Annotated in this window: 18 protein-coding genes and 1 pseudogene; 11 read left to right on the top strand and 8 right to left on the bottom strand. The window is 72.8% G+C overall.

The genetic code is table 11. From position 1 onward, the window contains the following. Positions 1-67: 67 nt before the first annotated feature. Both ACQEVC_RS06660 and ACQEVC_RS06655 read left to right on the top strand, forming a co-directional pair. Positions 68-643 (top strand): SRPBCC family protein, encoded by a 576-nt coding sequence (locus tag ACQEVC_RS06660; protein ID WP_432874232.1) that lies wholly within the window; start codon positions 68-70, stop codon positions 641-643. Positions 644-733: 90 nt separating this feature from the next. Continuing rightward, positions 734-2,029: a PQQ-binding-like beta-propeller repeat protein gene (locus ACQEVC_RS06655; RefSeq protein ID WP_432874230.1), complete on the top strand. Its 1,296-nt coding sequence runs from the start codon at positions 734-736 to the stop codon at positions 2,027-2,029. A gap of 42 nt (positions 2,030-2,071) precedes the next feature. Here the strand turns inward: ACQEVC_RS06655 and ACQEVC_RS06650 are convergent, their stop codons facing one another. From ACQEVC_RS06650 to hppD, 6 genes and pseudogenes are all read right to left on the bottom strand, one after another. Next, positions 2,072-2,965 (bottom strand): hypothetical protein, encoded by an 894-nt coding sequence (locus tag ACQEVC_RS06650; RefSeq protein ID WP_432874228.1) that lies wholly within the window; start codon positions 2,963-2,965, stop codon positions 2,072-2,074. 139 nt (positions 2,966-3,104) lie between these two features. Next, on the bottom strand, positions 3,105-3,659 hold the full coding sequence (locus ACQEVC_RS06645; RefSeq protein WP_432874226.1) for a hypothetical protein: 555 nt from the start codon (positions 3,657-3,659) through the stop codon (positions 3,105-3,107). A 133-nt stretch (positions 3,660-3,792) separates the two neighbouring features. After that, the gene (hisC, locus tag ACQEVC_RS06640) at positions 3,793-4,938 is read right to left on the bottom strand and encodes a histidinol-phosphate transaminase (protein ID WP_432874224.1); all 1,146 of its coding nucleotides are present in this window, start codon (positions 4,936-4,938) and stop codon (positions 3,793-3,795) included. Between the two features lie 22 nt (positions 4,939-4,960). Next, a pseudogene (locus tag ACQEVC_RS06635) lies at positions 4,961-6,047 on the bottom strand (RDD family protein); the annotation flags it as partial. A gap of 28 nt (positions 6,048-6,075) precedes the next feature. Continuing rightward, on the bottom strand, positions 6,076-6,768 hold the full coding sequence (locus tag ACQEVC_RS06630) for an RDD family protein (RefSeq protein WP_432874223.1): 693 nt from the start codon (positions 6,766-6,768) through the stop codon (positions 6,076-6,078). Positions 6,769-6,779: 11 nt separating this feature from the next. Continuing rightward, positions 6,780-8,000: a 4-hydroxyphenylpyruvate dioxygenase gene (gene hppD / locus ACQEVC_RS06625; RefSeq protein WP_432874221.1), complete on the bottom strand. Its 1,221-nt coding sequence runs from the start codon at positions 7,998-8,000 to the stop codon at positions 6,780-6,782. Positions 8,001-8,134: 134 nt separating this feature from the next. Between hppD and ACQEVC_RS06620 the strand changes: the two genes are divergently transcribed. Continuing rightward, positions 8,135-8,677, top strand: coding sequence for an Lrp/AsnC family transcriptional regulator (locus ACQEVC_RS06620; RefSeq protein ID WP_432874219.1), 543 nt, complete (start codon positions 8,135-8,137; stop codon positions 8,675-8,677). Here the strand turns inward: ACQEVC_RS06620 and ACQEVC_RS06615 are convergent. After that, the gene (locus ACQEVC_RS06615) at positions 8,581-9,621 is read right to left on the bottom strand and encodes a DUF5937 family protein (protein WP_432891083.1); all 1,041 of its coding nucleotides are present in this window, start codon (positions 9,619-9,621) and stop codon (positions 8,581-8,583) included. The two genes, ACQEVC_RS06620 and ACQEVC_RS06615, sit on opposite strands and share 97 nt — an antisense overlap. Positions 9,622-9,904: 283 nt before the next feature. On the opposite strand from ACQEVC_RS06615, the gene ACQEVC_RS06610 reads away from it, so the two are divergent. From ACQEVC_RS06610 to ACQEVC_RS06585, 6 genes are all read left to right on the top strand, one after another. Beyond that, a complete protein-coding gene (locus ACQEVC_RS06610; RefSeq protein WP_432891079.1) occupies positions 9,905-11,110 on the top strand; it encodes an MFS transporter in 1,206 nt (401 codons plus the stop codon). Between the two features lie 135 nt (positions 11,111-11,245). After that, positions 11,246-11,818 carry a Panacea domain-containing protein gene (locus tag ACQEVC_RS06605; protein ID WP_432874217.1) on the top strand — a complete coding sequence of 191 codons (573 nt, stop codon included), beginning with the start codon at positions 11,246-11,248 and terminating at the stop codon, positions 11,816-11,818. Positions 11,819-11,837: 19 nt separating this feature from the next. Then, positions 11,838-12,119, top strand: a complete 282-nt coding sequence (locus tag ACQEVC_RS06600; RefSeq protein ID WP_432874215.1) for a hypothetical protein — start codon at positions 11,838-11,840, stop codon at positions 12,117-12,119. Between the two features lie 115 nt (positions 12,120-12,234). Next, a complete protein-coding gene (locus ACQEVC_RS06595) occupies positions 12,235-13,665 on the top strand; it encodes a PQQ-binding-like beta-propeller repeat protein (protein ID WP_432874213.1) in 1,431 nt (476 codons plus the stop codon). Positions 13,666-13,772: 107 nt separating this feature from the next. Next, the gene (locus ACQEVC_RS06590) at positions 13,773-15,443 is read left to right on the top strand and encodes a fumarate hydratase (RefSeq protein ID WP_432874212.1); all 1,671 of its coding nucleotides are present in this window, start codon (positions 13,773-13,775) and stop codon (positions 15,441-15,443) included. 357 nt (positions 15,444-15,800) lie between these two features. Next, positions 15,801-15,926: a GntR family transcriptional regulator gene (locus tag ACQEVC_RS06585; protein ID WP_432874210.1), complete on the top strand. Its 126-nt coding sequence runs from the start codon at positions 15,801-15,803 to the stop codon at positions 15,924-15,926. 110 nt (positions 15,927-16,036) lie between these two features. On the opposite strand, the gene ACQEVC_RS06580 is transcribed toward ACQEVC_RS06585, so the two are convergent. Beyond that, a complete protein-coding gene (locus tag ACQEVC_RS06580; RefSeq protein ID WP_432874208.1) occupies positions 16,037-16,291 on the bottom strand; it encodes a hypothetical protein in 255 nt (84 codons plus the stop codon). Positions 16,292-16,536: 245 nt separating this feature from the next. Here ACQEVC_RS06580 and ACQEVC_RS06575 point away from each other — a divergent pair, with 245 nt between their 5' ends. Continuing rightward, a complete protein-coding gene (locus ACQEVC_RS06575; RefSeq protein WP_432874206.1) occupies positions 16,537-19,533 on the top strand; it encodes a BTAD domain-containing putative transcriptional regulator in 2,997 nt (998 codons plus the stop codon). Positions 19,534-19,637: 104 nt separating this feature from the next. Next, entirely contained in the window at positions 19,638-21,038 is a 1,401-nt protein-coding gene (locus tag ACQEVC_RS06570; protein ID WP_432874204.1) for a class II fumarate hydratase, read from the top strand. Positions 21,039-21,062 lie beyond the last annotated feature (24 nt).

The raw sequence follows: 21,062 nt of genomic DNA, 5'->3' as shown, positions 1-21,062 counted from the left end.
CTCTGCGGCGGTCCGGACTGTGACCGGCCCCTCCCGCGCCGTACCGTGGTGGTCGGGGAGGTGCCCAATGTCGACGGTGGCGTTCAGCCGACTGATCGAGGCACCCGCCGACGAGCTGTGGCGGGTCTTCACCGACCTGCCCGCCCGGCCCCGATGGCTCTGCCAGGTCGACGAGGTCGAGGTGCTCAACCCGACCGGCGCACCGGCACCGGGCCAGGCTGCCGCGCCGCCCGGGTCCGGCGGAGAACCGGACACCAGCCGCGAAGGATCGGATACCGGCCTCGGGGTCGGCACCGTCTGGCGGGAGAGCCGGGCCGGGCCGGACGGCACCGTGATGGTCGAGGAGTTCGCGGTCCAGGAGGCGCTACCGCCCCGGCGACTCGTCGTCAGCTCGTCGGGCAACGGCGTCGACTACCTGACGACGTACACCTTCGTTCCGGTGCCGGCGCGGCGACCGGGCCGGGGCCGGACCGTGGTGACCGTCAGCCACGAGGGTGTGCCCACCGCCCGGTACGGCCGGCTGCTGGCCGTGGTATTCGGCGGGCTCGCCGCGCGGGCCGGCGAGGGCGCGCTGCGCCGGGACCTCGCCGACCTGGCCACCGCCACCACCACCGGCCCGAGCGGCCCGGCCGTCGCCGCCTGACCGATCGCGTGCCCGCCGGGTACCGGATCGCGCACCTGCCAGGCGGCGGCCGCCCGGCGGTCGATAGGGTTCCGGCGGAGGTGTCCGGGCATGGCAACGCCGAACGGCGCGCGGAACTGGCCGCGGACGGCGGTCGCCATCGTGGTGGCGGGGCTGCTCCTGGTCGGGTCCGCCGTGATCGTCCACCGGGTGCTGGCGCCCGCCGAGGTGAGCACGCCGGCCCGGGCCGACTATCCGGCCCCGGCGACCGCCCGGCCGGGCGTGGTCGGCACCCTGAACGCGGCACCGCTGATCGTCGACGACCGGATCAGGGTCTACGCCACCACCCGGCAGATCTGGGCCGACCGGCCGGTCGACGCACCGACCCGGCGCACGCCGTACTGGTCGTACCGGCGCTGGCCGGCGCAGGTGGCGGGGTTGGTGGCCGAGGGCGGCACGGTGGTGACCCGCTGGTCGGACGGCGAGCTGGTGGCGCTGGATGCCCGTACCGGCACGGTCCGCTGGCGGGCCGCCGGACCGCGCCCCGGGCACGGCTATCTCGGCCGGCGCACCGGAGCCGCCACCGTCTACGCCCCGACCGGCCTACACACCGCCCGCACCTCGACCGGCCGCCCCGTACTGGTGGTCGGCGAGACCGCCGACCAGCGCGGGATCGACCTCGACTCCGGGCGGGAACTGTGGCGCCTCGCCGCCGTTCCGACCTGCTCCGACCGTGGCCCGGACGGCGAGGCCGCCGCCGGGGCGGGTCAGGGACTGATCACCGCGGACGGGTTCTTCGCCGTCCTCGACGGCTGTGCCGGGTCGGTCGAGGTGAAGTTCCACGACGTGGCCACCGGCACCCTCGCCGGTCGCTGGCGTCCCGACGGCTCGGCGCGGCTGGAGCAGGTCAGCCCGGCCGGTTGCACCGCCGGTCGGTCCGGCTGCCGAGCCCTGCGGACGGTCAGCGGGGGCGTGACCCGGGGCTGGCTGGTCGAGGGGACCCGCCCGGTGCCGGCCCCGGCCCTGGACGCGCCCGAGGCGGTACTGGTCGGCGACGTCGCGGTGGCTCCGGGCGGGACCGGGCTGGTGGGCCGGTCGGTGCGGACCGGCGCCGAACTCTGGCGCTGGTCCGGGGCCGGGCAGAGCCGGCTGATCGCCGCCCAACCGGGCCGGGTGCACCTGCGTACCGCCGGAGGTGACCTGGTCACCCTGGACGCCGCCACGGGGGTGGAACGGTCCCGGTTCCCGTTCACGTACGGGCGGGACTCGACCACCTGGTCGCCCGGGTTCGCGTACGCCGCCGGCGGCTTCGTGGCGGTGGAGCGGCTCGCCGAGCCGGTGGATCCGGCCGCCGGGGACGACCGCTACTACCTGGCCGCCCAGCCGGTCATCCTGGCCGGCACCTGACCCGGCCGGAGCGGCGTCGCACCGGGCCGTGGCCCCGGGGGACTACGATCCGACCTCCGCCCGGGCGTTGCGACGGCGGTGTACCCGGCGGGCGACGACGAAGAGTCCGCCGGCCACGATCAAGCCGGCGACCAGCGAACTTCCGAGGATCCCCTGCGGCGTGCGCAGTGGCGCGAGGAGTTCGCTCGGCTCGCCCACCTCACCGGGGTCGGGGAAGGTGATCCTTCCGGTGCCGGTCTGCCGTACCGTGCCGCTCTGGAGTTCGATGTCGATCTTCCACGGGCCGTTGGGTAGTTCCCGAGGGAACCGTACGCCGACCGAGCCCGACGTACCGGGTGCGAGTGTCGTCCCCTCGATCACGTCGAACGGGCCGGCGCGCGTCCCGGCGGGGCCCTCGGAGAGCGACACCGTTCCACCCAGGTCCAGGGCCCGCCCGCCGGTGTTCTGCACCCGGATGCCGACCGACGGTACGCCCTGCGCGTCCCGCGCCGGCATCACGTCACCGATCGTGAAACTGGACGGAGGCTCGCCGCCGACCCCGATGTCGAGATAGACCCGTACGCCGACCCGGTGGACCTGGTTGACGTTGGCCGACTTCTTCGGCGGCGACTTCGTCGAGGCCCAGATGACGGCGTACCGCTCACCCATCGACGTCGGCGGTGGCACGTCGAGGGTGGCCCGGACCCGGGTCCGGCCGCCCGGCGGGAGATCCACCCGGTCCTTGTCGAGGGTGATCCAGGAACTCAGCTCGTTCTGGGTCCGGCCCTCGCCGAACCGGAACCGGCCCTCCTCGACGGTGGCCGCCGCAGCGTAGAGGTCGATCCGCTGGGCCCGGGAGGTCTTGTTCACCACCAGCAACTGCCGCCGGATCACGGTGCCCGGCGGCAGGTGGTCCACGATGTAGCGCAGCGCCCGTGGGTCGCCACGCCGGTCCACCGGTGCCTCCAGCAGTTGGATCCCGATGCTCTCCGCATCGGGATCACGTGCGGCCGCGCCGGCCTGGGTGGGTGGCAGACCCAGGCCGACGAGGCAGGCGAGGAGCAGTGGTGCCCAGCCCGCCGGTCGCCTCCGGGGACTACGCCACCGAATGCGTCACCGTCCCGGTGTAGGTGCCGGCCTCGGCATCGAGCGGAACGTTGATGGACAGGCCCGGGTTCCAGGTGGCCGAGTTGTTGCCGGTGCCGCCGACGTGGGTGAACGCGACCACCGGTGTCGTGGTGTCCAGCGGTACGGCGTCGCCGGAAGTGGCCTGACCGGGCGTGAAGGTGCCATTGCCGGTCGAGGTGATCAGCGGACCCGACCAGTACTCGACCTCGGCGGCGAGGATGGTCTGGCTCGGCGTACCGGTGCCGGTGGTGAAGACCGTCGACGTCACGCTCGCCGTCCAGGAGGCGTCCGCCGAGGCGCGGGCGTCGGTGACGGTGACCGGGCCGAGCGAACCGTCGATCGCGGTGCCCGGTGCGCCGGCGCCGAGGTCGGCCGAGGCCGGCGCGTCGATGTCCAGGGTGCCGGCGGTGACGTCGAAGGTGACGGTGGTGGTGTCGGTCGGCGCCGCCACGGCGGGTGCGGCGGCGAGTCCCACCGCAGCCGTGGCGGCTACCCCGATCACCAGCATTCTGGCAAGTCGCACGGACAGTACCTCACGTTCTCGAATGGATCCTGTGATCTCGGGAGCCGGACCAGCGCCGGCCTCCATTCGAGAAGATAAGGGATATTGTCCTATTTCAGCCCTAAAGTGGAGTAATTGCCATTTTGCTCATGTTCTACTGATTGCCGAGCTGGTCGGCAACGGCCAGGAAGGCATCGTTCTCCGCCGGGGTGCCGATGGTGACGCGTACGCCCTCACCGGCGAAGGGGCGGACGATGATCCCGCGCGCCTCGCACGCCTGCGCGAACGGCACGGACCGGTCGCCCAGCGGCAACCAGACGAAGTTCGCCTGGCTGTCCGGCACCGTCGCGGTCGGCCCAACCGGCAGCCGCTTGCGCAGCGCCTCGGTGACCCGGTCCCGCTCGGCGACCACCAGCGCGCAGCGCCGCCGCACCTCGTCGACCTGGGTGAGCGCGGCCAGCGCACCCGCCTGGGCGGCCAGGCTCGTGGAGAACGGGGTTACCACCTTCCGTACCGCCGCGGCCACCTCCGGCTGGCCGACCAGGAAGCCGATCCGCAGCCCGGCCAGCCCCCACGCCTTGGAGAAGGTGCGCAGCACCACCACGTTCGGCCGGTCGCCGTAGACCGCGAGGCCGTCCGGCACCTCGGCGTCGGTGACGAACTCCCGGTACGCCTCGTCGAGCACCACCAGCACGTCGTCCGGCACCGAGGCGAGGAACCGGTCCAGCTCCGAGCGGCGCAGGCTGGTCCCGGTCGGGTTGTTCGGGTTGCACACCAGGATCAGCCGGGTCCGGTCGGTCACCGCCGCCGCCATCGCAGCCAGGTCGTGCCCGTGGCCGGCGTCGTTGGGCACCCGCACGCTGGTCGCGCCGCTGGTCGCCGCGATGATCGGGTACGCCTCGAAGGAGCGCCACGAGTACACCACCTCGTCCCCGGGCAGGCAGGTCGCCCGGACCAGGTGCTCGGCCAGCGCCACCGACCCGCAGCCGGTGGCGATCCGGTCCGGGTCCACGCCGTGCCGCTCGGCGAGTGCCGCCCGCAGCGCCAGTACGCCCATGTCGGGGTACCGGTGTGCTCCGGAGACCGCCTCGGAGACCGCCTCGACCACCCCGGGCAGCGGCCCGTACGGCACCTCGTTGCTGGCCAGCTTGATCGCTTCCGGCAGGCCCAGCTCCCGGGCCAGGTCCGCCGGGCTGCGCCCGGGCACGTAGTTCGGCAGCGCGTCGAGATCGGCGCGGGTCAGCCGGGGAGCCCCGGGCCGCCGGTCGGGGCCGGGGGTGGAACTGGTCGGACCGGTCATGACGCGGGGCCTCCAGAGCGGTCGTTCGGGGTGCCGGTGTGCTCGGCCGGGGGACCGGCCGGTGAGGCGAGCCGGACCACCACGGTCTGGCCCCGCTTGTCGTGCAGGGCCTGCCGCAGCGGCCGGTCGAAGAACGGGAGCGCGCAGTCGACGAGCTGGATCAGGAAGCCGATGCCGCAGCAGCTCCAGAGGAAGACCGGCAGGCCGAGCATGTTGAACCGCCGGAACGAGCGGCCGAAGCCCAACTGCTCGGTCTCGGCCAGCGGTACGACCTTGATCCCCATCACCCGCTTGCCGAGGGTCTGCCCGGTGTTGGCCACCGACGGCACCTCGTAGGCGAACCAGAGCGCGACGGCGATCAGCAGGATGACCACCTGCAACCCGTCGGCCTGGGCGCTGGCCTGCGGCAGGCCCTCGGTGGTCGACTCGCCGGCCAGGGCACGCCGGAAGATCTCCCGGGTGACCGGCTCGATCTCCTGCACGAAACGCCAGACGAACCAGCCGTTCACCACCACGTTGAGCAGCAGCACCAGGCTGATGTCGATCAGCCGGGCGACCACCCGGGCACCGAGTGGCGCCAGTTCCAGCCCGTGCGGTCGGGGCGGTGGCGCGGGCCAGTACGGGTGCGGCCAGCCTGGCAGCGGCCCGTACGGCGGCATCCCGGGCGGCGGCCCGTACGGCTGACCCGCCGGGCCGGCGCCGGGCCAACCGGGCGGGGCCGGCGGACCGGAGGCAGGCGGTCCGCTCGGTGGTGCGCCACCCGGCGGCGGAGCGCTGACCGGTGGCCCGCTCGACGGTGGCCCGCCCCATGGCGGTCCGCCCCACGGCGGCCCGCCCCACGGTGCGGCCGGTCCACCGGGCGCACCTGGCGGAGCCGGCGTCGCCGGTGAGCCGGGAGCGGCGGGGGAACCCGGCGCTGCGGGCGGGGCACCGGCACCGCTGGACGGTGCGGGTGCCGGCTCGGGCGGCTCGGCCGGCTCGGCCGGCGGCGGGCCGGGCGGCGGTGTGGCGTCCACGGGCAGCGGCGCGCCCACCCAGCCCTCGCCGTCCCAGTACCGCTGGGTGGTCGGCTCGGCAGGGTCGGCGTACCAGCCCGGCTGCACCGTCACCGGAACGACCTTGGTTGAGTCCTGACGTTCACGCTGGAACCTTAACCACCACGGTCTTGGCGAACTTGTCGTGGAGGCACTGCTGGTACGGCTTGTCCCAGAGTTGCCAGAGCCCGTCGACGTAGCCCAGGCCGGGAACCAGGCCGCTGCCCGCCTGCACCAGGAAGCGCCGGGCGAGGGGAGCCCGACCGATCGAGCCGGCCGGGTCCAGCGGGATGATCTTGATCTTCATCACCCGCTTGCCGACGGTCTGCCCGGTCCGCCTCGGCAACTCCACCTGGTAGAGGTACTGCAGGGCGAACCCGACCACGAGCAGGGCGGCCTCCAGCAGCAGGAACGGCACCAGGAAGCCGAACGGGTCCGGCTCGACGACGGGACCGTCCTGATCGGGGACGGTGAAGAAGTCCGCGCCCACCGTCGAGAAGAAGACGACGAACGCCGGGATGGCGAGCACCAGCACCGTCCCGCCGAGGATCGCCGCGTCGATCAGGTACGCCAGCAGCCGGTCGCCGAACGAGGCGAGCGGCTGGCCGGACGGGCTGACCGGCGGTGGCGCCACCGGGTAACCGGGCATCGGACCGTAGCCCGGGCGGCCCGGCGCGTACCCGGGCGGGCCGTAACCGGGCTGGCGGGGCTGCGGGACGAACCCGCCGGGCGGCGGCCCGGACGGCGGCCGACCCTGTCCGGGCGGCGGTGGCATGGCTGGAGGCTGCTGGGTCACGCAGGACAGTGTTACAGGTTTCCGCGCGCCTCTTGCTCCCGCTCGATGGCCTCGAAGAGCGCCTTGAAGTTGCCCTTGCCGAAACCGAGGGATCCGTGCCGCTCGATCAACTCGAAGAAGACCGTCGGCCGGTCCTGCACCGGCTTGGTGAAGATCTGCAACAGGTAGCCGTCCTCGTCCCGGTCGACCAGGATCTTCCGGGCCTTCAGCTCCTCGATCGGGGCGCGCACCTGGCCGATCCGGGCCCGCAGTTCCGGGTCGTCGTAGTACGAGTCCGGGGTGTCCAGGAACTCGACCCCGGCCGCGCGCATCGCGTCGACGCTGGCCAGGATGTCGTTGGTGGCCAGCGCGATGTGCTGGGCGCCCGGCCCGCCGTAGAACTCCAGGTACTCGTCGATCTGCGACTTGCGGCGGGCCACCGCCGGCTCGTTGAGCGGGAACTTGACCTTGCGGGTGCCGTTCGCCACCACCTTCGACATCAGCGCCGAGTAGTCGGTGGCGATGTCGTCGCCGATGAACTCGGCCATGTTGGTGAAGCCCATGACCCGGCGGTAGAACTCCACCCACTCGTCCATCCGGCCCAGTTCCACGTTGCCGACGACGTGGTCGACGGCCTGGAAGAACCGCTTCGGCTGTACCCCCGCGTCGATCATCGGCTGCCGGTCCACGATCGGGCCCTGCGCGACGAAGCCGGGCAGGAACGGGCCGTGGTAGCGCGACCGGTCGACCAGGGAGTGCCGGGTGTCGCCGTACGTGGCGATGGTGGCGATCCGCACCGTGCCGTGGGAGTCGGTGACGTCGTACGGGGCGACCAGGCCGGTGGCGCCCTGTGCCATCGCGTGCGCGTACGCCGCGTCCACGTCCGGCACCGCCAGCGCGATGTCGAGTACGCCGTCGCCGTGCCGGGCCACGTGGTCGGCGTCCGGGGCGTCCGGGCGGACCGCGCCGGTGAAGACGAACCGGGCCGAGCCGCTGGTCAGCACGTACTCGGCGTGCTCCCGGTGGCCCTGCTCCGGCCCCCGGTACGCCACCCGGGTCATCCCGAACGCCGTCGAGTAGTAGTGCGCGGTCTGCTTCGCGTTGCCGACCATGAACCGGATGTGGTCGATGCCCTGCACCGGGAAGGGGTCGGTGGCGTCGTCGTGCGCGACGGCCCCGACGAGCCGGTCGACGTCGACGTCGAGGTCCAGAGCCGAGCCGGCGGTGGACGGCTGGTGGAGTGCGCTGGTCATCGTCCTGCCTCCCTGGGGTGCACGACCGGCCGGCGGCCCGGCCGGTCTTTCCCGGAGCATCCCGCTCGGGCGCCGACTGGGCAACCGACCCGGGAAATGCTGAACAGGTTGTGCATTTAGTATGGTCAACAGCCGTGACTACTGTGCAAGATGTGCAGCTCGACCAGCTCGACGTCCGCCTGATCGACCTGCTCGACGCCGAACCCCGGATCGGCGTCCTGGAGTGCTCCCGCCGGCTCCAGGTGGCCCGGGGCACCGTGCAGGCCCGGCTGGACAAGCTGCTCGCCCGGGGCGTGATCGCAGGTCTCGGGCCGCAGCTCGACCCGGCGGCGATCGGCTTCGCGGTGACCTCCTTCGTCACACTGGAGATCCACCAGCGGCCCGGCCACGACCCGGTGACCGCACACCTGCACGGCATCCCCGAGGTGCTGGAGGCACACACCATCACCGGCTCCGGCGACGTGCTCTGCCGGATCGTCGCCCGGTCCAACGCCGACCTGCAACGGGTACTCGACCAGATCGTCTCGCACGAGCAGATCGCCCGGGCGTCCAGCATCATCGCGCTGGCGGAGAAGATCCCCTACCGGGTGCTGCCGCTGCTCCGCTCGGCCGTGCAGGCCGCGCCGGAGGGCGGGTCGTCGGCGGCGAGCGCGTCGCCGAGCGCGGTGCGCTCGTAGCGGACCGACCGGCCGAGCCGGGTCCGGCTGACCAGCCCGGCGTCCCGGAGCACCGCCAGGTGACCGCCGACGCTGCCCAGCCCGGTGCCGAGCTGGGCGACGAGTTGACTGGTCGTGGCGGGGACGGCCAGGGCCCGCAACACCGCCGCCCGGGAGGCGCCGACCAGCCGGTCCACCGCGTCCGGGGTACGGTCGGGCGGGGGCGGGCCGAGCAGGTCGGCCACGCCCCGGGCGGGGTAGACGATCGCGTACGGCCAGGGCGGCTCGGTGTAGCTGATCAGCGGGCCGAAGGCGGTGGGTACGAAGAGCAGCCCCCGGCCGGCCAACTCCCGGCTGCCCTGGCCGGAGCAGTCGACCTCGATCACCCCGTTCGCCCCGTCCGAGATCCAGCGCAGCCGGGGGTCGAGGTCGGCGAGCGCGGCGGCCCAGCCGTACGTGCCGAGCTGACCGGCCCGGTGCAACAGGTCCCGTTCCAGCACCGCCCGCAGCCGTGTCCAGTCCGGCGCCACCAGTGCGGTCCAGGCCGCCTCGATCCCGTCGGCGATCCGGTCGACCACGTCCGGCGCCTCGAAGATCCGCCGCGCGTACTCCGGCGGGGTGCGGTGCCCGGCCAGGTTGCGGGCCAACTCCTCGCGGGCCTGCTCCAGCGGGGTGGCCCGGATCACGGCCAGCTCGTCGGCGAAGGTCAGCCCGACCCCCGACGGCGGCGGCTGCACGAAGTCCGCGTTGTAGCCGCCCCGGCGCAGCAGCGCCAGCAGCGCACCGACCGTCGGCGAGTCCCGCCGCAACCGCAGGTAGCGCTCCCGGGCCCGGGCCAGCCAGGGGGAGAGCGCGGCCGACCGGTGCTGACCGGCGCAGAGCCGCAACGCCGACATCGCCTCGCCGAGCGGCGAGATGGCGAACCGGCTGGCCGCCACGTCCGCCGAGGTCACCTCGATCCGGATGGTCACCGACGGGCCTCCTCGCGCCGCTGCCTCCGGCGTGCGTCCACCCACGCCGCCGCGCCGACCTGGGAGTTGCCGGCACCTTTCGCTCCTGCCCGAAACCCTAGTGCGGGGCGGCGGGGTCGAGCACCCTGGCCGGGTGAGTACCGCGACGGGGCCGGCCGGGGACCGGGCGGGCAGACCCGGACCGGCCGGTGGGCCGCCCCGGACCGGTACGCCAGGTCCCGGCGACGCGGCGCCTCGGACCGGGCCCCCCGGCGACCGGCCCGCGACGTTCGGCAGCGTGCTGGCGGTGCCCGAGTTCCGGGCGCTCTTCGCCGGCTTCGGCGTCTTCCTGGTCGGCGAGACGGTGAAGATGCTCGTCCTCGCCGTACTGCTGTACGAGCGGACCGGGTCGGCTCCGCTCGCCGCCCTGGCGTACGTGGTCGGCTTCCTGCCGCACGCGGTCGGCGGCGTACTGCTGCTCTCCCTCGCCGACCGGTGGCGGCCCCGGGCCCTGATGGTCGGCTACGACCTGCTGCGGCTCGCCTCCGTCGCGCTGCTCGCGCTCGGGGTGCTGCCGCCGGCCGGCATGCTCGGGCTGGTCTTCGCGGTCGGGCTGCTCGCCCCGGTGAGCAGCGCCGCTCGCAATAGCCTGCTGCCGGAGCTGCTGGCCGGGGACGGCTACGTGCTCGGCCGCTCGCTCTTCACCGTCGCGGCGGGCGCGACCCAGGTGCTCGGGTTCGCCCTCGGCGGCCTGCTGCTCGGCCTGGTCGGCCCGTACGGCGCGCTCTGGCTGACCGTGCTCACCTGCGCGGTCTCCGCCCTCCTGGTCCGGTACGGCGTGGCGGAGCGGCCGCACCGGGCGGTGGCACACGGGGTGGTCCGGCAGACCTGGCGGGTCAACCGGCTGCTGCTGCGCGACCGGCGGGTCCGGGGGCTGCTGCTGGGGCACTGGCTGCCCGGCTCGCTGCTGGTCGGCGCCGAGGGCGTGATCGTGCCGTACGCCGACGGTCTCGGTCCGGGGGCGAGCGCCGGGGTGCTGTTCGCGGCGTCCGCGTTCGGCATGCTGGTCGGCGACCTGGTGGTCGGGCGGTGGGTCGCGCCGGCCCGGCGGGAACGGCTGGCCCCGTGGCTGGCGCTGCTGCTCGGCGCGCCGATGCTCGGCTTCGCCGCCGGGCCGGGGCTGATCGCCGCCGTCGTGCTGTTCGGGGTGGCCACCTTCGGCTTCGCCTTCCAGCTCGGGCTCGCCCGGCGGTTCCTGGCGGCGGTACCGGAACAGCGCCGGGGACAGGCGTTCGGGCTGCTGACCACCGGGCTGATGACCGCGCAGGGGTTGAGCGCCGGGCTGGCCGGGCTGCTCGCCGAGTGGCTCGCGCCGGGCCGGGTGATGGCGCTCGCCGGAGTCGCCTCGATGGCCGCGACCCTGCTGCTGTGGCGCTGGCTGCGCCCCGAGCGCGCCGAGCGGACCGCTGACGGCGGAAACTGTGCCCACTCCCAGATATCCTGATCATCGGTCGAGGTTGCGGTGATTCGTCGGGGTCACCGGTCCTGTCACAGGCGCCTGGCAGGCTCGTACGCATGTGCGAGCAACCTGCGCGTGTGGCGCCCCCCGCGACCGAGATCAGGAAAGTAGGCTGGCGCAATGACCGTGTCGGCCCTTGACGTAGCCGCAGCACTCCGCCATCGGCTTCCCGGTCTACCGACGAAGAAACTGCACAAACTTCTCTACTATTGCCAAGGGCACCATCTGGCCGCGTTCGGGGTGCCCCTGTTCCGCGAAACGATCTCGGCCTGGGACATGGGGCCGGTGGTCGGCAGCCTCTGGCAAGCCGAACGCGGCGGCGACATCCCCGCCTCCCCCCTGGAACTCGGCGAGGCCGAACTCAACACCATCGGCTACGTCGTCAGCCGCTACGGCAAGCTCACCGGGACCGACCTGGAACACCTCACCCACTCCGAAACTCCATGGCAGTACGCCAACACCCTCCGTATGCCCGGCGAGTCAGCCAGGATCGAGCTGGAGTGGATACGGGAGTACTTCACCACAGTGGGCGCGGTAGACAATGACGACGAGGTCCCGGTCGACGCCGCCGAGGTGCGAGCCATCCTCAAGGGCGCCGAAGCACGTCGCAACCCGACCCCGCGCGCCGACGACCCGCAGCGGTTGCGCGCTCGGATAGCGGAGATGCGGGCCCAACTGGGGCGGAGTGCCTGAGGGGCGCGGGTTGTGGCAGTTGGCCGACTTCGAAGACCGCTTCGATGCCTGGGCTGACCGCGACAACCCATCACCAGACCTTCGCATCGTCGTCGCCGAGTGGATCCTGACCCGCATGGAGGATCCTTACGAGGGCGCCAGGCGGGAGCCCGGGTTTCCGGATCTGTGGTCGGTGCGGATCCGGGGGACCGCGGTCGGGCGGCCGGGCGCGTTCGCCATGGTGCTCTGCTCGTTCTGGGTCAAGGAGACTGAGCACAGCGTGGTGTGCGACAACTTCTCGACCCTTGGCTATCCGGTGTGAAGTCCCCGCCGCCGGCCGCCAAGTCCGGTACGCCGAGGACCGTGCGGCCGGAATTCACGACACGGACATAACGTCCTAGCGGCACTTGCCGGACGATCTCGTTTACGGTAACCGGATGGCCAAGGGGAGCGCCCGGAGCGCGGGCGTCATGTCCGCCCTGGCCATCGCGCTGATCGCGGTCATCGTGCTCGCCGCGACCAACGTCTGGAATCCCTTCCCCGGGGTCTGGGACTGGGTCAACCGCGACGAGCCGATCTCCGAGCCGGACGTCGTCTGGCAACAGCGGATCGGCGGTACGCCGCAGAGCGTCACCATCGCCGGCAACACGGTGGTGATCCGGTACCGCACCCGGGTCGAGGCCCGCAGCCTCGCCACCGGGCTGCGGCTGTGGGAGCGCAAGGCCGACTGGGCCGCAGTGGCGGGCGGTGACCGGGACGCCGTCGTCGCCGTCGGCAAGCTGCTGAGCAAGGGCTACGAACTGCTCGACCCCGAGACCGGAGCGGTACGCCGCAGGGACAACGCGGCGGTCGGCGTCTGGACGTACCGCAACGCCGTGGTCGACGTGCGCTGCCGGGAGCCCCGGGACTGCACGCTCAGCGCCTGGGACCCCCGGGGCAGCAATCCGAGCTGGACGACCTTCCTGCCCGGAGTGGAGACCGGGCCGCTGGCCGGGAACCCCGACACCCTCGGTACCCGACGGTTGACCACCCGGCAGGTGCACGAGGGGGCCGGTGGCCCGGTCGAGATGCCGCCGCTGCTCGGACTCTCCGTCGACGGCCGGGTGCACATCGTGGACACCGCCACCGGCCGGGTGATGCAGGACGTGAAGCCGGGGCAGCAGGACCGGATCGTGGTGGTCGGCGGCCGGATGCTGCGCATCGAGGCCCGGGCCGCCGACGGCACCTGCTACTTCACCGTGGTGGCCCGGGATCCGGTGACCGGGCAGGAGGTGTGGCGCCGGGACGGGCTCAACCTGCGTACCGCCGACGGTGCCGGCTGCGCCCAGCGGGAGGACCCGCAGGGCGGGGAGAACGTCTTCGTCGGCGTCGGGCCGGACGCCCGGGAAGCGGTGGTGGACGCGTACGACGGCCGGGTGCTCTGGACCGGTCCGAAAGGTGAGAAGCTGCTCGCCGTCGACGACCGGTACGCGCTCTCCCGCTCGGCCGACCAGCGCTCGGTCATCGGCAGCGAACTCGCCATCGACCGGGCCCGGTGGACCCGGCCGGTCAACTCGGAGGGCGGTGCCGCGCTCGCCCGCAACGCCGCCCTGCTGATCGACCGGCGGCCGAACCGGATCATCGCGCTCGATCCGCGCAGCGGCCGGGAACTGGCCAACGTCCGCTCCTCGGCCGAGGTGCTCGCGGTCGGTCCGGCCGGGATGGTGATCGGCGACGGGCGGGACATCGGGTACCTCCAGTTCGCCGGGGTCTCGACCGGCGGCCCGGCGCCGAGCGCCGGCCCGGGCGGCCAGGGACCCGAGCCGGGTACCGAGTGCGGCGGCCCGAAACAGCCGGAGTGTCCACCGGAGAACGGCAAGGACGGCTGACCGGCGTCCCGCTGATCGGTCGGCGCGGCGGATCGGATGAGAGCGGCGTCGCAGGGTCGACCCGGCGGGTGCGCCGGTCCCGGTCGGCTGGCCTAGGCTTGCCGGCTATGAGCAGTGGCGCGCCGTTCTCGTACTCCCCCCTGTTGCCCGTCGGCGCCGACCAGACCGAATACCGCCTGGTCACCGACGAGGGCGTCGACGTGGTCCACGGGCCGGGCGGCCGCCGCTTCCTGACCGTGGAGCCCGCGGCGCTGACCGCGCTGACCGCCGAGGCGATGCACGACATCTCGCACTACCTGCGGCCGGCGCACCTGGCCCAGTTGCGGGCCATCATCGACGATCCGGCCGCGTCGCCGAACGACCGCTTCGTCGCGCTGGACCTGCTGCGCAACGCCAACATCGCCGCCGGCGGCGTACTGCCGATGTGCCAGGACACCGGCACCGCGATCGTGATGGGCAAACGGGGCCGGCACGTGTTGACGGACGGGTCCGACGACGAGGCGGTGTCCCGGGGGGTCTACCAGGCGTACACCCGGCTGAACCTGCGGTACTCGCAGCTCGCCCCGCTCACCATGTGGGAAGAGAAGAACACCGGTAGCAACCTGCCGGCCCAGGTGGAGATCTACGCCGAGGACCCGGACGGGCACCCGGACGCGTACAAGTTTCTCTTCATGGCCAAGGGGGGCGGCTCGGCCAACAAGTCGTACCTCTACCAGGAGACCAAGGCGCTGCTCAATCCCACCCGGATGATGCAGTTCCTGGAGGAGAAGCTGCGGCTGATCGGCACCTCGGCCTGCCCGCCGTACCACCTGGCCGTGGTCATCGGCGGCACCTCCGCCGAGTACGCGCTGAAGACCGCGAAGCTGGCCTCCGCCAAATACCTGGACAACCTGCCCACCCAGGGCTCGATGCTGGCGCACGGCTTCCGCGACCTGGAGCTGGAGGCCGAGGTGCTGGAGCTGACCCGGCAGTTCGGCATCGGCGCCCAGTTCGGCGGGCGCTACTTCTGCCATGACGTACGCGTGGTCCGGCTGCCCCGGCACGGCGCCTCCTGCCCGGTGGCGATCGCGGTCTCCTGCTCGGCCGACCGGCAGGCGATGGGCAAGATCACCCCGTCCGGCGTCTGGCTGGAGCGGCTGGAGACCGACCCGGCCCGGTTCCTGCCGGACGTCACCGACGCCCAGCTCGACCAGGGCGCCGAGGTGGTCCGGGTCGACCTCAACCGGCCGATGGACGAGATCCGGGCCGAGCTGTCGAAATACCCGGTGAAGACCCGGCTCTCCCTGACCGGTCCGCTGGTGGTCGCCCGGGACATCGCGCACGCCAAGATCGCCGAGCGGCTGGACGCGGGCGAGCCGATGCCGCAGTACCTGCGCGACCACGCCGTCTACTACGCCGGGCCGGCGAAGACCCCGGAGGGGTACGCCTCCGGCTCGTTCGGCCCGACCACCGCCGGCCGGATGGACGCGTACGTGCAGAAGTTCCAGGCCGCCGGCGGCTCGCACGTGATGCTGGCCAAGGGCAACCGGTCCGGCCAGGTGACCGACTCCTGCCACCAGCACGGCGGGTTCTATCTCGGCTCCATCGGCGGCCCGGCGGCCCGGCTGGCGCAGGACTGCATCAAGCACGTCGAGGTGCTGGAATATCCGGAACTCGGCATGGAGGCGGTCTGGAAGATCGAGGTGGTGGACTTCCCGGCCTTCATCGTCGTCGACGACAAGGGCAACGACTTCTTCGCCGAGGTCACCAAACCGGTGCTGACCGTCGGGCGACGCTGACCGATCCTGAGCCGCGCAGCGCCTATTGCCGTGAGATGAGGCTCGGCGGCGGCGAGCCGGTGTGGCCGGAGCCCCAGCGAAGCGGCGACGTCACACTCCGCGCTTGAATTTCCCGGGTGCGATTTCAAGTTTCGGCGAGAAAACTTGAAAAGCCGGGCGCGGGCTTGGCAATCTCAAGATTCTTGGCGATCTATGGTTCGACATCGACCATAGATCGCCAAGAATCTTGATGGCCGTCCGACGTCGTGGGCGCCTGGACCCTTGGGCAGTGCGCTCATTCGCGGTGCAGGTGGCCAACGCACTACGGGCAAAATCGAGAGCGGCGAGCGGTCACGCGGGCACAAGCTTCCCGGTGAGGTGACGCTGGCACAGACGTACGGCGTAGCGCGCGGCACCGTGCGGGCCGCTCTCGACCTGCTACGCGAGGAAGGCCGCGTGGTGACCTTCACCGGCCGGGGCACGTTCGTTACACCGGAGTCCTGACTCCAACCGTCAGGGCCGGGCCCACACCGCCAGGAACTGCTTCGCCGAGGTCACCAAGCCGGTGCTGACCGTCGGGCGACACTGACCGACGGTTGACGCTGGTGCACCGCTCAGCCGGTACCGAGCAGGGCGCTGGTGCGGACCAGCACCTGCCGTTCGGGACCGGCGCTACCGTCCCCGTGCAGCTCCACGCCGCGCAGGGACAGCCACTCGAGCTGCGGATAACGGCCGAGATCCGCGCCGACCCCGGTGACCCGGAGCACGAGCGGGCCGGTTCCGTAGCAGTAGTCGGATTCGGCGAATTGCAACACGTCCCCGGCGGCCGGCACCGGCCGGGACCGCTCGGGTCTTGCAGAGGCGTCCATGTCCTGGCGTCTCCTCAGGTGTGGATGGCGGCGAAACCGCTGCTCCGACACGGTGCGTCCGTCGCCCCCGCAGGTCGGCGGACGCACCGCCCCCGTCGATGTGTCTCACCTGGTGTCGTGCATCCCAGCGCACAGTGTGGGCGGTGGCACTCTCGTTCCGCTGCCACCCCGCTATCAAGTCGATTCTGCTGCGAGTGATTGTCGGGTTACTCTGCTGCCGGATGCGACCTCGGTCAGGAGCTGGCATGCGGTTCGGAATCCTTGGGCCGCTCCAGGTGAGCGGCGGTGAGTCGACGGTGACCGCTGGCCGGGACAGGGTCGTTCTGGCGGTGCTACTTCTGCATGCCCCGCAGGTGGTACCGGTCGACGAGTTGGTCGACGCGGTCTGGGACGCCGACCCGCCGGTCACCGCGCGGGGACAGTTGCAGACCTGCGTCTCCCGGCTGCGCCGGCTGCTCGCCGTCGCCGGGGTGCCCGGTGAGACGATCGTCACCGGGCCGGCCGGCTACCGCATCTCGCTCGGGCCCGACGATCTGGACGCGCACCTCTTCGAGCGGCTGGTCGCCGGGGCCCGGAGCGCCGCCGCCGAGCAGAACTGGCCGGAGGCGCGGGAGGGCTACCGGGCCGCCCTCGCGCTCTGGCGCGGTCCGGCGCTCGCCGGCATCACCGGTACGGCGGTCCGCCGGGGCGCGGCGTCGCTGGACGAGCAGCGCATGCTGGCGATGGAGGACGGCTTCGAGATCGAGCTGCGGCTCGGCGGCCGGAGCGGCGACCTGGTAGCCGAACTGACCGAGCTGGTGGAGCGCCATCCGCTGCGGGAACGGCTCCGGGGTCAACTGATGCTGGCGCTCGCCGACAGCGGCCGCCGGGCCGAGGCCCTCGCGGTGTTCCGGGCCGGCCGGGAGATCCTCGCCGGCGAGCTGGGCATCGAGCCCGGGCCGGCGCTGCGGGAGATCCACCGGCGGGTACTCGCCGGCGAGGTCGGGCCGGCGGACGACGAGCCACCGCCCCGGTCACCGGTACGTGCGCTGCCCCGGGCGATCGAGGACTTCACCGGCCGGCACGAGACCATCACCCGGCTGCGCAAGGAGATCGAGGAGGCCGGTCCGAACTTTTCCGCCGTCTACGTCATCGACGGCATGCCGGGCAGCGGCAAGACGGCGCTGGCCGTACACCTGGCGACGGCGCTCGGTGCCGCGTACCCGGACGCGCACCTCTTCGTCGACCTGCACGGGCACAGCCTGCACAGCCCACTGCCGACGAGCACCGCCGTCGGCACGCTGCTGCGGCAGCTCGGGGTACCCGGGGAGCGGATCCCGGCCGACCTCGACGACCGGCTGGCGCTGTGGCGTACCGAGCTGGCCAGCCGGCGGGTGCTGCTGGTGCTGGACAACGCCGCCAACACCGCCCAGGTCGGTCCGCTGCTGCCGGCCGGCCCCGGCTGCCTGACCGTGGTGACCAGCCGACGCCGGCTGGTCGGCCTGGACGGGGTACGGGCGCAGTCGCTGACCGTGCTGGAGCCGGCGGAGGCGGTCGACCTGCTGGCCCGGATCGCCGGCCCGGAGCGGGTCGGGGCCGAGCCGGCGGCGGCGGAGGAGGTGGTCCGGCGCTGCGGGTACCTGCCGCTGGCGATCCGGCTCGCCGGTGCCCGGCTGGCCCACCGTTCCCGCTGGCGGGTGGCGGACCTCGCGCAGCGGCTCGGCGACCCGGACCGCCCGGTACTGGCCGAGTTCACCGTCGAGCACCGCACCCTGGCGGACGCCTTCGCGCTGTCGTACGCCCAGTTGCCGGAGCCGGTCCAGCGGACGTTCCGGCTGCTCGGCGTGCACCCCGGCGCGCAGTTCGACCAGTACGCCTGCGCCGCGCTGACCGAGCTGCCGCTCGGGGTGGCCCGGGAACACCTCGACGAACTGGTCGACGCCCACCTGACCGACGAGGTGGACGCCGGGCGGTTCCGCCTGCACGACCTGGTCCGGGAGTACGCCGCCGAACTGGTCACCGTGGTCGGCGGCGAGCCGGAGCGGCGGCAGGCGTTGCAGGCGCTGCTCGACTACTACCTGCACACCGCCGCCTCGGTCAGCCAGGTCCTCGAACCGACCGGAAACCTGCGGATGGCCGTACCGGGGCAGCCGGCCCGGCCCGACCTGGTCGCCGCCGCGGCGCAGGAGGGGCGGGACTGGCTGGAGGCGGAACGGCGCAACCTGGTGGCGCTGGTCCAGCTCGCGGTGCAGGAGGGCCTGCACCGGTACGCCTGGCAGCTCGCCCGGGCCAACTGGCGGCAGCTCTATCTCGGCGGCCACCTGGACGAGCTGATCCAGACCCACACCGACGGGCTGCGGGCGGCGGAGGCGCTCGGCGACGACGCCGGGATCGCCATCATGCACAACTACCTCACCTCGGCGTACTTCCGGCTCGGCGAGTTCCAGCGCTCGGTCGAGTCGCTGCGGGTGGTCATCGCGATCTGGGAGCGGCTCGGCGACGTCGCCGGGCGGTCGGTGGCTACGGTGAACCTCGGCCTGCCGCTGATGATGCTCGGCCGGACCGGGGAGGCGGTGCACTACCTCGAACTCGGGTTGGAGCTGGCCCGGCAGACACCGGGCTGGCACGCGATGCCGAACGCCCTGACCAACCTGGGCAGCGTCTACCTCGTCCTCGGCCGCTACCCGGACGCGCTGCGGGTGCTGCGGAACCGGCTGTTCATGGCCCGCCAGGTCGGCAAGATCGCCATGGTGGCGGACACCCTCGGCTCGATCGGCGGGGTCTACGGACGGCAGGGTCAGCGCGACCGGGCGCTGCGCTACATGTCCGTGGCACTGCGGATCCAGCAGGCCCGGGGCAACCCGTTCGCCGTCGCGGACCTGCTCAACGAGATCGGCAGCATCGAGCGGGAGTGCGGCCGGCCGGAGGTGGCGGTGCAGCGGCACCGGGAGGCGCTGGCCGCGATGCGGGACGCCGGGGACCGGGCCGGCGAGTGTGCGGCCCGCAACCTCCTCGGGCGCGCCATGCTGGCGCTGGGCGACACCGAAGCCGCCCTGGACCTGCACCGGCAGGCCCTGCTCGGCGCGACGAAGATCCAACTGGCGTACGAGCAGGCCCGTGCGCTGGACGGGCTCGCCCGCTGCCTGCGGGAGACCGACCCGGCGGCGGCCCGGTCGTACTGGACCCGGGCGCTGGCCCTGCTGATCCAGGTCGACTCCCCGGAGCAGCACGACGTCCGGCGGCGGCTGCGTGAACTGGGCTGATCCGGCCGCCAGCACCCCGATGCGGCACGGCGGGGCACCCGGAGCCGCCGGTCGGTGACGGCGATCATCTGCGAGCCGGCCGGGGTCGGGGCAGGATGGAACGCGTGACCACACCAGAGGCGGCCGGCTACCGGATCGAACGCGACACGATGGGCGAGGTGGAGGTGCCCGTCGACGCGCTGTGGCGGGCCCAGACGCAGCGGGCGGTGCAGAACTTCCCGATCTCCGGGCGCGGGCTCGAATCGGCGCACATCCGGGCGCTGGCCCAGATCAAGGGTGCCGCCGCGATGGTCAACGCCGAGCTGGGCGTGATCGACGAGGCCGTCGCGGGAGCGATCGTCACCGCGGCGGCGCACGTCGCCGACGGCGGCTACGACGACCAGTTCCCGATCGACGTCTTCCAGACCGGTTCCGGCACCTCGTCGAACATGAACACCAACGAGGTGATCGCCACGCTGGCCGCCCGCGAGCTGGGCCGCGAGGTGCACCCGAACGACGACGTGAACGCCGCCCAGTCGAGCAACGACGTCTTCCCGTCCTCCATCCACCTGGCCGCCACCCATGCCGTGGTGCACGACCTGCTGCCGGCACTGCGGCACCTGGAGTTCGCGCTGGAGTCCAAGGTGGACGAGTTCGCCGAGGTGGTGAAGGCGGGGCGTACCCACCTGATGGACGCCACCCCGGTGACCCTGGGCCAGGAGTTCTCCGGGTACGCCACCCAGCTCCAGTACGGCATCGAGCGGCTGGAGAGCTGCCTGCCCCGGCTCGCCGAACTGCCACTCGGCGGCACCGCGGTCGGCACCGGGATCAACACCCCGGCCGGCTTCGCCCCGAAGGTGATCGAGAAACTGCGCGAGATGACCGGGCTGCCCTTGACCGAGGCGCGCAACCACTTCGAGGCGCAGGGCGCCCGGGACGGGCTGGTCGAGGTCTCCGGTCAGCTCCGCACGGTCGCGGTCGGCCTCTACAAGATCGCGAACGACATCCGCTGGATGGGCTCCGGCCCCCGGGCCGGGCTGCGCGAGTTGCAGATCCCCGACCTGCAGCCCGGGTCGTCGATCATGCCCGGCAAGGTGAACCCGGTGGTCTGCGAGGCGGTCCGGCAGGTCTGCGCCCAGGTGATCGGCAACGACGCCACGGTCACCTTCGCCGGGTCGCAGGGGGACTTCGAGCTGAACGTGATGCTGCCGGTGCTGGCCCGCAACGTGCTGGAGTCGATCCGGCTGCTCGCCAATGTCAGCCGGCTCTTCGCCGACCGCTGCGTGGTCGGCCTGGTCGCGAACGTCGACGTGGCACTGGCGTACGCCGAGGGGTCGCCCTCGATCGTCACCCCGCTCAACCGCTACCTCGGCTACGACGAGGCGGCCTCGATCGCCAAGGAGGCGCTGGCCAAGGAGCTGTCGATCCGCGAGGTGGTGCTCGCCCGGGGGCACGTCGAGGCGGGCCGGCTCACCGCCGAGCAGCTCGACGAGGCGCTCGACGTGCTCCGGATGACCCACCCCTGACCCTCCCGGCACGCCGGCCGCCGT

The sequence above is a fragment of the Plantactinospora sp. CA-294935 genome (assembly GCF_050936445.1).
Taxonomy (GTDB): domain Bacteria; phylum Actinomycetota; class Actinomycetes; order Mycobacteriales; family Micromonosporaceae; genus Plantactinospora.
This window is presented reverse-complemented; position numbering and strand designations above follow the sequence as displayed.

Bases quoted from the DNA above. Each gene is read 5' to 3' on its own strand.
- hppD (WP_432874221.1), bottom strand. From the start codon at position 8,000: ATGACCAGCGCACTCCACCAGCCGTCCACCGCCGGCTCGGCTCTGGAC.
- ACQEVC_RS06605 (WP_432874217.1), top strand. From the start codon at position 11,246: ATGACCGTGTCGGCCCTTGACGTAGCCGCAGCACTCCGCCATCGGCTT.
- ACQEVC_RS06580 (WP_432874208.1), bottom strand. From the start codon at position 16,291: ATGGACGCCTCTGCAAGACCCGAGCGGTCCCGGCCGGTGCCGGCCGCC.
- ACQEVC_RS06595 (WP_432874213.1), top strand. From the start codon at position 12,235: ATGGCCAAGGGGAGCGCCCGGAGCGCGGGCGTCATGTCCGCCCTGGCC.
- hisC (WP_432874224.1), bottom strand. From the start codon at position 4,938: ATGACCGGTCCGACCAGTTCCACCCCCGGCCCCGACCGGCGGCCCGGG.
- ACQEVC_RS06590 (WP_432874212.1), top strand. From the start codon at position 13,773: ATGAGCAGTGGCGCGCCGTTCTCGTACTCCCCCCTGTTGCCCGTCGGC.
- ACQEVC_RS06660 (WP_432874232.1), top strand. From the start codon at position 68: ATGTCGACGGTGGCGTTCAGCCGACTGATCGAGGCACCCGCCGACGAG.
- ACQEVC_RS06575 (WP_432874206.1), top strand. From the start codon at position 16,537: ATGCGGTTCGGAATCCTTGGGCCGCTCCAGGTGAGCGGCGGTGAGTCG.
- ACQEVC_RS06655 (WP_432874230.1), top strand. From the start codon at position 734: ATGGCAACGCCGAACGGCGCGCGGAACTGGCCGCGGACGGCGGTCGCC.